Origin of the sequence: Rhodopseudomonas sp. BR0C11 (genome assembly GCF_010820945.1) — a bacterium.
In the GTDB taxonomy this organism is placed as follows: domain Bacteria; phylum Pseudomonadota; class Alphaproteobacteria; order Rhizobiales; family Xanthobacteraceae; genus Rhodopseudomonas; species Rhodopseudomonas palustris_H.
In genome coordinates this window covers 1-9,868 of record NZ_QTKI01000162.1, presented here as the reverse complement: position 1 = coordinate 9,868, position 9,868 = coordinate 1, and the positions used below count along the sequence as shown (strand labels likewise).

Sequence of the window (9,868 nt, the reverse complement as noted above, 5' to 3'; positions counted from 1 at the left end):
GTTCGTCGCCATCACGTGCGAGGCCAAGAGTTGGATCGTGGCGATCACCGGCTTTCTTTTGTCGATGGCGCTGGCGGCAATGGGACTGGAGACCGACCTGCGCAAACTCGCCGCGCGCGGCCTGCGGCCCGCTTTGCTCGGCCTCACCGCGTCGCTGTTCATTGCCGGCTTCTCGCTGACGCTGATCAAACTCACAGGATGGCAAGGATGACACTGGAACAGCTCCGCATCTTCATCGCGGTCGCCGAACAGCAGCACATGACCCGCGCCGCGAGCGGACTGAACCTCACTCAATCGGCCACCAGCGCGGCGATCGCCGCGCTGGAAGCACGTCACGGGGTCAAGCTGTTCGACCGCGTCGGCCGCGGCATCGTGCTCACGCAAGCCGGTCGCGACTTCCTCGGCGAAGCCCGCGCCGTGCTTGCCCGCGCCCGCGCCGCCGCACAGGCACTCGACGACATCGCCGGGCTGAAACGAGGTTCGCTCAGCGTCGCCGCCAGCCAAACCGTCGGCAACTACTGGCTGCCGCAACGGCTGCTGCGCTTCCGGCAGCGTTATCCCGGCATCACGCTGCAGCTCACGATCGCCAATACCGAACAGGTCGCCGCCGCGGTGCGCGAAGGCCGCACAGATCTCGGCCTAGTCGAAGGCGAGGTCGACGATCCGCTGCTGAACGCGACGCCGATCGGCGGCGATGATCTGGTGATCGTGGTCGGACGCGACCATCCGTGGTGCACGCTGCCGCGGCTGACGACCGCCAAGCTCACCACCACCGGCTGGGTGCTCCGCGAACGCGGCTCGGGCACGCGCGCGATGTTCGAGGCCGCGCTGCAACGCAGCGGGCTGGCGTTGTCCGATCTCGATGTCCGGCTGGAATTGCCGTCCAACGAAGCAGTCCGCGCCGCAGTCGAAAGTTCTGACTGCGCCACCGCGATCTCTGCACTCGTCGCCGCGCCGTCACTGGCCGCCGGCACGTTGCACTGCCAGCGATTCGATCTGCCGCATCGCGCGTTTCATCTCTTGCGTCACAAGGAACACAGCCACAGTCAGGCCGAGAACGCACTACTTGCTGAATTGTCCGATATGCCCGCGCGCTGATCTGGATTTGGATACCAAAATCGCGGCTGCTAATTCCCGGTTCCCGCCACAGGAACTCACAACTCTGTAACTATCCAAAGAAAACTTAGCTTATTTGCCTCGCATCGTTGCGGCGCTGCCGAAGCCATGCCTAGGGTTACAACCTAGGAGGGTGAGACGTTGCGCAAGGGGCTGACGCTTTCGACCAGACTGGCGATCTTGGTGATGTCGACGGCAATGCTGACCGCAATCGGGGTCGGCTATCTCGGCTATCGCAACATCGCGCCGGTGGCGATCGAGCGGACCCTGGCTGGACTCGACGCCAATGCAGGCTGGCAGGCGCGCGAGCTGTCTCAGCTCGTCAACGGCGCCACCGCCGACCTGATGGGATTCCGCCACATTATCGGCATTGACGAGCTGATCGAGCTCAGTCTCGACCGGTCGAAAATCGTCGCCGGCGGCGAAAGCCTGCCGCAGTGGCGTGAACGCATCGGCCGCCGCCTCGCGCTGGAACTGGAAAACAAGCCGGACTTCGCACGCTACCGGCTGATCGGCGTCGCCGACCAGAGCCGCGACATCGTCCGTGTCGAACGTCTGGCCAACGGCAAGATTCGTATCGTTCCCGACGACCAGTTAGCATTCGCGGGCGGCCGCGAGATTATCGAGCTCGGCATGTCGGCCAAAGACGGCGAGATGTTGATCTCGACTGTCGAGTTCGAGCCTATCGAGGAGCCGTCAGCCAAAGCCGCACAGCAGGACGCACCGGCGCTGCGTCCCATCATTCGCGTCGTCACCCCGGTGTTCAGTGACGATGGCGCGCGGTTCGGCGTTCTGGCCGCGACGATCGACCTGAGAAGGCCGTTCGAGCGGCTGAAAGATCCGGTACTGGCGGCGTCCAAGATCTATGTGGTCGACGACAAGGGACACTACCTGTTCCACCCGGACGCCCCTCGAGGCGGCTTGGCGATCGGCTTTCCCTCGACCCTGGAGCAGGATTTTCCCGGGCTCGCCGGGGCGCTGGCGAACGACCGCTGGACTCCGGCCGTGATCGAAAGCCGCAATGGTGACCGGTTCGGCGTCGCCTATCAGCCGATGAACGCCGGCACCGAGACGCCTTTGGCGCTGGTCGAAGCGATCGCCGAGCACGACATGATCCGCGGCCCGATGCTGGCGTGGGGGAAGTCCACCCTTGTCGGTGGCAGCTTCGCCGTGCTGGTGGCGATCGTGCTGGCGGTAGCGTTCGCCCGCAGCCTGGCGCGGCCGCTCTCGGAGATGACCCGTGCGGTCGAAAGCCTCAGTGGCGGCGGGCCGCTGACGCTGCCGCGTAACGCCGGCGGGGAGATCGGCGTGCTGGCCCAGGCGTTCTCTTCGACGATGCAGGAGTCGCGCGAGAAGACCGCGGCGCTCCGCCGCGAGAAGGAGATTTTCGAATCGATCATGAATGCGATGGCCGAGGCCGTGCTGCTGGTCGATACCGAAGGTGTGATCGTCTATGAGAACCCCGCCGCTGTGGCGCTGCGCACCTCGCCCACCGGGATCACGGGCCCGACCTGGGAGACTTCGGTCGAGTCGTTCCTCGCCGACGGCGTCACACCGCTCGAGGTCGATCAGCGTCCCGGACGACGGGCGATGCGCGGCGAGCCGATTGATCGCTTCGAGTTCGTCGTCCATGTGCTGGGCAGCGACAAGATTGTCGATGTTTCCGGCAACGCGCGCCCGATCCGCGAGGCCGACGGCACGATCAGCGGCGCAGTCGTGGTGTTCAGCGACGTCTCCGAGCTGAAGGAGACCGAGCGGCGACTGCACCAGTCGCAGAAGCTGGAGGCGATCGGTCAGCTCACCGGCGGCGTTGCGCACGACTTCAACAACATGCTGACGGTGATCAGCGGCACCGCCGAGATCTTGCTCGACGAGCTGGCCGACCGGCCCGACCTCGTCACCATCGCGAAAATGATCGACCAGGCCGCCGAGCGCGGCGCAGACCTCACCCGTCAACTGCTCGCCTTCGCCCGCAAGCAGCCGCTGCAGCCGCGCAACATCGATGTCAACACCGTGGTGTCGAACATCAAGCAGCTGCTGCGGCCGACCATCGGCGAGCACATCGACATCGACGTTCGGCTCGATCCGGCGGTCGATCCGGCGCTGATCGATCCGTCGCAGTTGTCGTCCGCACTGCTCAACCTTGCCGTCAATGCCCGCGACGCGATGCCGGGCGGCGGCAAGCTGCTGTTCGAGACCGCCAACGTAATGCTAGATGACGACTACGCCGAACATCACCCCGAGGTGAAGCCGGGCCGCTATGTGATGATCGCAGTCAGCGACTCCGGCGCCGGCATGACGCCCGACGTGCTGGAGAAAGCGTTCGAGCCGTTCTTCACCACCAAGAGCGTCGGCAAGGGCACCGGCCTCGGGCTGAGCATGGTGTACGGCTTCGTCAAACAGTCGAACGGCCACATCCAGATCTACAGCGAGGAACAGCACGGCACCACGATCCGGCTGTACCTGCCCCGCGCCGATTCCGACGTCGATGCCCTGCCCTCGATCACGCCGATCGAAGGCGGCACCGAAACCATCCTGCTGGTCGAAGACGACGAACTGGTGCGCAACTTCGCACTGGCCCAGCTTCGCGGCCTCGGCTATCGCACCATCCCGGCAGCGGACGGCACCGCAGCGCTGGCGGAAGTGCGGCGCGATACGCCGTTCGATCTGCTGCTCACCGACATCATCATGCCGGGCGGCATGAACGGCCGGCAGCTCGCCGACGCGGTGGCGCGGCTGCGGCCGGTGAAGGTGCTGTACACATCAGGCTATACCGAGAATGCCATCATGCATCACGGCCGGCTCGACCCCGGCGTGCTGCTGCTATCGAAGCCGTTCCGCCGAGCCGATCTGGCACGCCTGGTCCGCGCCGCCCTCGGCCGCGCCGATCATCAGCCGGCCGAAGACGAGGCCGGCCCTGAACGCAAGAGCGCCGCGAGCTAGACTCGTCCTGTGTCGGTGAACTTGGAACTCCGCCGCCAAAGCGCAACGCGGCGGAGCCTCATGGAGCCTCATGAGCCTCATGGCAAGGAGGCGCGAAGCGTCGTCCTCATTCCACCAAAGACAGAACGCTGCTAGATCACCCGGCCGGCATTCGCCCAATACGGATCGCGCAGGCGGCGCTTGAAGATCTTGCCCGAATCTTCGCGCGGCAGCTCCGGCATGATCTTGATGTGCTTGGGCACCTTGTAGTCGGCCAGCGCCAGCTTGAGCTGCGAGCGGATGAAGCCTTCGTCGAGCGTCACGCCAGGCTGCGGCTCGAGCATCGCCATCAGCGCTTCGCCGAACTCCGCATCTGGAATGCCGAACACCGCGCAGTCGTGCACGCCCTGCACGGCGTGCAGCGCCGCCTCGATCTCGGCCGGATAGATGTTGACGCCGCCGGAGATCACCATGTCGCGCTTGCGATCGCAGATGAAGACGTAGCCGTCGTCGTCGACATAACCGACGTCGCCGGAGGTGATGAAGCCACCACGGTCGATCTCGGCGCGCTTCTCCGGCTTGTTGTGATAGGTGAAGTCGGGATTGCCGGCGATCCGCGAGAAGATCTCGCCGATCTCGCCCTGGGGCACTTCGTTGCCGTCATCGTCGATGAATTTCAGTTCGGCGCCGTGCGCGATCTTGCCGACGGTGCCGGGCTTGTTCAGCGCGTCTTCGGACGTTGCGAACGTCACCGCACCGGATTCGGTCGAGCCGTAGAACTCATAGATCACCGGCCCCCACCACTCGATCATCGCGCGCTTGACGTCGGCGGGGCATGGCGCCGCGGCGTGGATGACATGGCGCAGCGACGAGACGTCGTACTTGGCGCGCACCTCCGCGGGCAACTTCATCAACCGGATGAACATCGTCGGCACCATGAACACGGTGTCGATCTTGTGCTCCTGAACCAGCGCCAAGAATTCCTCGGGGTGGAAGCGCGGCATCAGCACCAGCACGCCGCCGAGCTTGCCGGCGCGAATGCCGAACGAGTTCGGAGCGGAGTGATACAGCGGGCCCGGACACAGCGCGCGCACCTGCGGCTTGAGGCCGTAGATCGTCGCGCGCATCTTCTCGGCATGCGCCGCCTGCTCCGGCGTCGGCGCGAACCGCTTGACGCCCTTCGGATGGCCGGTGGTACCGGACGTGTAGATCATGTTCTGCGGCTGCGGCAGCGCCGGGCCGTCATACGGCTTCTGCTGCGCCAGCCAGCCGTCGAGATCAATCGCACCCGCCGGCGGCGATAGATGATCCGGCGAGATCTTGTAGTTGGCGATCACTTCCGGCGGCGTCGGCACGCTGAGAACCGTGAGGTCGGCCGGAATCGCGGAGGCGACGCTGTGCAACAGGTCGGCGTGGCCGATCAGCACCCGAGTGGCGGAATCGCCGATGATGTAGCCGACTTCCTCCGGCTTGAAATGCCAGTTCACCGGCACCGCATAGGCGCCGAGCGTCATCACGCCATACACCGCTTCCATGAAGGCGATGTCGTTGCGCATCAGCACGCAGACGCAGTCGCCGGGCTTGACGCCGAGCGCCTGCAGGCCGCCGGCGATGGTCGCGACGCGCGCGTTCACTTCGTCGAAGCTGCGGCGGCGGTCGCCGGAAATGATGCCGTGATAAAGCTGGTTCTCGGACATTGTTACTCTCCGATTCTCGAGTCGGGGTTGGCCGCAGCGCGCAAGGATGACCGCACACTGCAGCACGATGATGCGGCGCTTATACGCGAAGACGCCGCGCGATGCGCGCGGCGTCCCCTCGATAAGTCATGTATTTGCCGCGTAGCGCTATGCGTCGACGAAGTTGGGCGCGCGCTTTTCCATATTCGCGCGCACCGCTTCGGTCTGGTTCGGCGAACCGATCAGCTTCTGCTGTTCGACGCTTTCAGCGAGCAGCGCCGGGCCCGGATCGACCGAGAGCTTATTCATCATCCGCTTGGCGGCACGCACCGCGTCCGGATTCTTGCCGGCGATCTCGCGCGCCATCTCCAGCGCGGCCTGGTACGGGTCGTCGACGATCTTGGTGGCGAGACCGATGCTCACAGCCTCCTGTGCCGCAACGATCCGTCCGGTGTAGGTCAGTTCGCGCAGCACGTCGTCGCGCAGCAGCGTCGCCAGAATCGGCGTGCCGGCCATGTCGGGCACCAGGCCCCATTTGATTTCCATGATCGACATCTTGGCATCCGGCGCTATCAGCCGGATGTCGGCGCCGAGCGCGAGCTGACAGCCGCCGCCGAACGCGACACCGTGCACCGCAGCAATCACCGGCACCGGCAGCATCCGCCAACCCCACACCGCCTGCTGCGCGGCGTTGGCCTGGCCGTGCGTGCGCTTGGTCAGGTCACGAAATTCGCCTCCCGGAATTCCGTTGCCACCGCTTTCGTTCATCGCGGCGAAACGTCCCATGTCGAGGCCGGCGCAGAACGCCTTGCCCTCGCCGGATAGCACCACGGCGCGCACGCCCTTCTCGTTCGCCAAGCGCTCGGTGGTCTTCACCAAAGCCTCGAACATTGCGGCGTCGAGCGCATTCATCTTGTCCGCGCGCACCAGGCGGACATCGGCGACACCGTCCGTGATCGTCACCGAAACGCGGTCGCTCATCGGGACATCCTCCATTTTGTTTTGCGTTGCGGCGCTACAGAAAAGCGTTGTCGGGATTTAGTCAATCGCCTAATTAACGATCAGCTTCAACTTTTCCGGGCGGTTTTCTTCATGTTCACAGATCAGCTTCTCGCCGGCCGTCGCATCCTCGTCACCGGTGGCGGCACCGGCCTCGGCAAGGCGATGGCGGCGCGCTTCCTGCAGCTCGGCGCCGAAGTGCACATCTGCGGCCGTCGCAAGGGCGTGTGCGACGAGACCGCGACCGAACTGATGGATCAGTACGGCGGCAAGGTGATGACCTATGGCGTAGACATCCGCGACGCCGCGGCGGTCGACCACATGGTCGAGACCATCTTCGAGAGCGGGCCGCTCACCGACCTGATCAACAATGCGGCGGGAAATTTCATCTCGCGGAGTGAGGATCTCAGCCCGCGCGGCTTCGACGCCGTCGCCAACATCGTGATGCACGGCACGTTCTACGTCACCCATGCAGTCGGCAAGCGCTGGATCGCCGGCGGCCACCGCGGCAACGTGGTGTCGATCACCACCACCTGGGTGCGCAACGGCAGCCCGTATGTGGTGCCGTCGGCGATGAGCAAGTCGGCGATCCACGCCATGACGATGTCGCTCGCCACCGAATGGGGCAAATACGGCATCCGCCTCAACACCATTGCGCCGGGCGAAATTCCGACCGAAGGCATGAGCAAGCGGATCAAGCCGGGCGACGAAGCCGGCGCACGCACCATCAAGATGAACCCGATGGGCCGTGTCGGCACCATGGAAGAGCTGCAGAACCTCGCGACCTTCCTGATCTCCGGCGGTTGCGACTGGATCAGCGGCGAAACCATCGCCATGGACGGCGCGCAGGGCCTCGCGATGGGCGGCAACTTCTACCAGCTGCGCGACTGGACCAACGACGATTGGGAAAACGCCAAGGCCTCGATCAAGGCCCAGAACGAAAAAGACCGCGCGCAGCGGGGATAACAAGCTCGGATCGCACGCGCGAACCAACTAACGACGTCATCCCCCGCATATGCGGGGGATCCAGTATTGCAGGGCGTCAGCGGCTAACCACGAACGCCCTGCAATACTGGGTCGCCCGGACAAGCCGGGCGATGACCATCTTGTGCTGCGCAGCTTTTGGGCTTTCCATGCGGCGCCATTGGCCTCCCAGGCCGCACGTTCATCATCCCCGCGACATTCCCTCCCGCTTGTGTTTGCAGCCGAAGCGCGGCAGACTTCGTGCAAACAACAAGCAACGAACTAACAATATCCAAGGGAGAGACAATGTCCGAGGCAGCCGAGCCGGCCACGCTGGCCGACGTCATCCGTGCGCAGGCGAAGACCCGCGGCGACGAGATCGCCTACGAGTTCGAGGGCCGCATCAGCACCTTTGCCGACTTCGATCGCCACACCAACCAGGTCGCCCGCGCGCTGCAGGCGTCCGGCGTGCAGCCGAACGAGCGCATCGCCTATCTCGGCAAAAACAGCGACATCTATTTCGAGCTGTGGAGTGGCGCGATCAAGGCCAAGGCGGTGATGGCGCCGGTGAACTGGCGCCTCGCAGGGCCGGAGATCGCCTACATCGTCGAAGACTGCAAGGCGGCGATCCTGTTCGTCGGCCCGGAATTCGTCGATCAGGTCCGCGGCCTCAAGGATCAGATCCCGAGCGTGCGCCACATCATCACCACCGAAGGCGGCGCGCCGGAATGGCAGGACTTCACCAAATGGCGCGACGCGCAACCGGGCGATGATCCGCAGGTCGCGATCGCGCCGTCCGACATCGCGATCCAGCTCTACACCTCCGGCACCACCGGCAAGCCGAAGGGCGCGATGCTCAGCCACGCCAACTTCCTGTCGCTGGTCCGCGCCGGCCAGGACAACAAGCCGGAATGGAACACCTGGACGCCCGACGACGTGTCGCTGGTGGCGATGCCCGTATTTCACATCGGCGGCTCCGGCTGGGGCATGATGGGGGTCTATCACGGCGCCAAGGGTGTGATCGCGCGCGAGTTCGATCCGACCAAGGTGCTCGACTTCTTCGAACAGTCCGGCATCACTAAGCTGTTCATGGTGCCGGCCGCGATGCAGTTCGTGGTGCGGCAGCCGCGCGCCCGCGAGGTCGATTTCTCGCGGCTGAAGTACATGCTGTACGGCGCCTCCCCGATCCCGGCAGCGCTGCTGAAAGAATGCATCGAAGTCTTCAAATGCGGCTTCGTGCAGATGTACGGCATGACCGAGACCACCGGCACCATCGTGGCGCTGCCCCCGGAGGATCACGTCGAGGGCCTGGAGCGGATGCGCTCGGCCGGCAAGGCGCTGCCCGGCGTCGAGATCGCGATCCTCGATCCCGACGGCAAGCCGCTGCCGCCGCGGCAGGTCGGCGAGATCGCCACCCGCTCCGGCTCCAACATGGTGGGCTACTGGAATCTCCCCGACGCCACCAAGAAGACGATCGACAGCGACAACTGGCTGCGCACCGGCGACGCCGGCTACATGGACGAGGACGGCTACGTCTATATCCATGACCGCATCAAGGACATGATCATCTCCGGCGGCGAGAACATCTATCCGGCCGAGGTCGAGAGCGCGATCTGCGATCACCCCGACGTCGCCGAAGTCGCGGTGGTCGGCGTGCCCGACGATCAGTGGGGCGAGTCGGTGAAGGCCGTGGTGGTGATGAAGCCCGGCAAGGAAGCGACCGCGCAGGACATCATCGGCTTCACCCGCACCCGCATCGCCGGCTACAAGACGCCGAAGTCGATCGACTTCATCCCGGCCCTGCCCCGCAATGCCTCGGGCAAGATCCTCCGCCGCCAACTTCGCGATCCGTATTGGAGCGGCAAGGACCGGCAGGTGAACTGAGGGGCAGCCACATCGGACGGCGACGCTACGCCGCCAAAGAGCCCGGCGCACATCCCTCACGTTCGTCATTCCGGGGCGCGAGCGCAGCTCGCGAACCCGGAATCCATAACCACAGTGGTCGCGCTAAGCCACCGCGTGGCAAACATCTACTAACACGGCGAAGCCAGGGAATATGGATTCCGGGTTCGCGCTTCGCGCGCCCCGGAATGACCACGGCCAAGTCCGGACTCGTGGCATTGCCGCTGCTCAGCCAAGACGTCATGCGCAGGCTCGCCCCGCGCATCCATCGCGCGTCAGCGCGCTAGACC

Annotated in this window: 7 protein-coding genes; 5 read left to right on the top strand and 2 right to left on the bottom strand. The window is 65.0% G+C overall.

The window, feature by feature from the left end; genetic code table 11:
- The 3 genes from DYI24_RS14045 to DYI24_RS14035 form a co-directional block, all read left to right on the top strand.
- On the top strand, window positions 1-211 hold a 211-nt coding region (locus tag DYI24_RS14045), incomplete at its 5' end, for a putative sulfate exporter family transporter (RefSeq protein ID WP_164572725.1).
- A complete protein-coding gene (locus DYI24_RS14040) occupies window positions 208-1,098 on the top strand; it encodes a LysR family transcriptional regulator (RefSeq protein WP_164572724.1) in 891 nt (296 codons plus the stop codon). The genes DYI24_RS14045 and DYI24_RS14040, both read left to right, overlap by 4 nt.
- Before the next feature lie 159 nt (window positions 1,099-1,257).
- On the top strand, window positions 1,258-4,059 hold the full coding sequence (locus DYI24_RS14035) for an ATP-binding protein (protein WP_164572723.1): 2,802 nt from the start codon (window positions 1,258-1,260) through the stop codon (window positions 4,057-4,059).
- 131 nt (window positions 4,060-4,190) lie between these two features.
- Here DYI24_RS14035 and DYI24_RS14030 read toward each other — a convergent pair whose 3' ends face one another.
- Together DYI24_RS14030 and DYI24_RS14025 are read right to left on the bottom strand one after the other, a co-directional pair.
- On the bottom strand, window positions 4,191-5,735 hold the full coding sequence (locus tag DYI24_RS14030; protein WP_164572722.1) for an acyl-CoA synthetase: 1,545 nt from the start codon (window positions 5,733-5,735) through the stop codon (window positions 4,191-4,193).
- A 147-nt stretch (window positions 5,736-5,882) separates the two neighbouring features.
- Window positions 5,883-6,695, bottom strand: a complete 813-nt coding sequence (locus tag DYI24_RS14025; RefSeq protein WP_164572721.1) for a crotonase/enoyl-CoA hydratase family protein — start codon at window positions 6,693-6,695, stop codon at window positions 5,883-5,885.
- A gap of 111 nt (window positions 6,696-6,806) precedes the next feature.
- On the opposite strand from DYI24_RS14025, the gene DYI24_RS14020 reads away from it, so the two are divergent.
- Together DYI24_RS14020 and DYI24_RS14015 are read left to right on the top strand one after the other, a co-directional pair.
- A complete protein-coding gene (locus DYI24_RS14020) occupies window positions 6,807-7,679 on the top strand; it encodes an SDR family oxidoreductase (RefSeq protein ID WP_107343740.1) in 873 nt (290 codons plus the stop codon).
- Window positions 7,680-7,982: 303 nt separating this feature from the next.
- Window positions 7,983-9,560, top strand: a complete 1,578-nt coding sequence (locus tag DYI24_RS14015; RefSeq protein ID WP_164572720.1) for a fatty acid--CoA ligase — start codon at window positions 7,983-7,985, stop codon at window positions 9,558-9,560.
- The last annotated feature ends 308 nt before the right edge of the window (window positions 9,561-9,868 follow it).

Bases quoted from the DNA above. Each gene is read 5' to 3' on its own strand.
- DYI24_RS14020 (WP_107343740.1), top strand. From the start codon at position 6,807: ATGTTCACAGATCAGCTTCTCGCCGGCCGTCGCATCCTCGTCACCGGT.
- DYI24_RS14040 (WP_164572724.1), top strand. From the start codon at position 208: ATGACACTGGAACAGCTCCGCATCTTCATCGCGGTCGCCGAACAGCAG.
- DYI24_RS14015 (WP_164572720.1), top strand. From the start codon at position 7,983: ATGTCCGAGGCAGCCGAGCCGGCCACGCTGGCCGACGTCATCCGTGCG.
- DYI24_RS14025 (WP_164572721.1), bottom strand. From the start codon at position 6,695: ATGAGCGACCGCGTTTCGGTGACGATCACGGACGGTGTCGCCGATGTC.
- DYI24_RS14030 (WP_164572722.1), bottom strand. From the start codon at position 5,735: ATGTCCGAGAACCAGCTTTATCACGGCATCATTTCCGGCGACCGCCGC.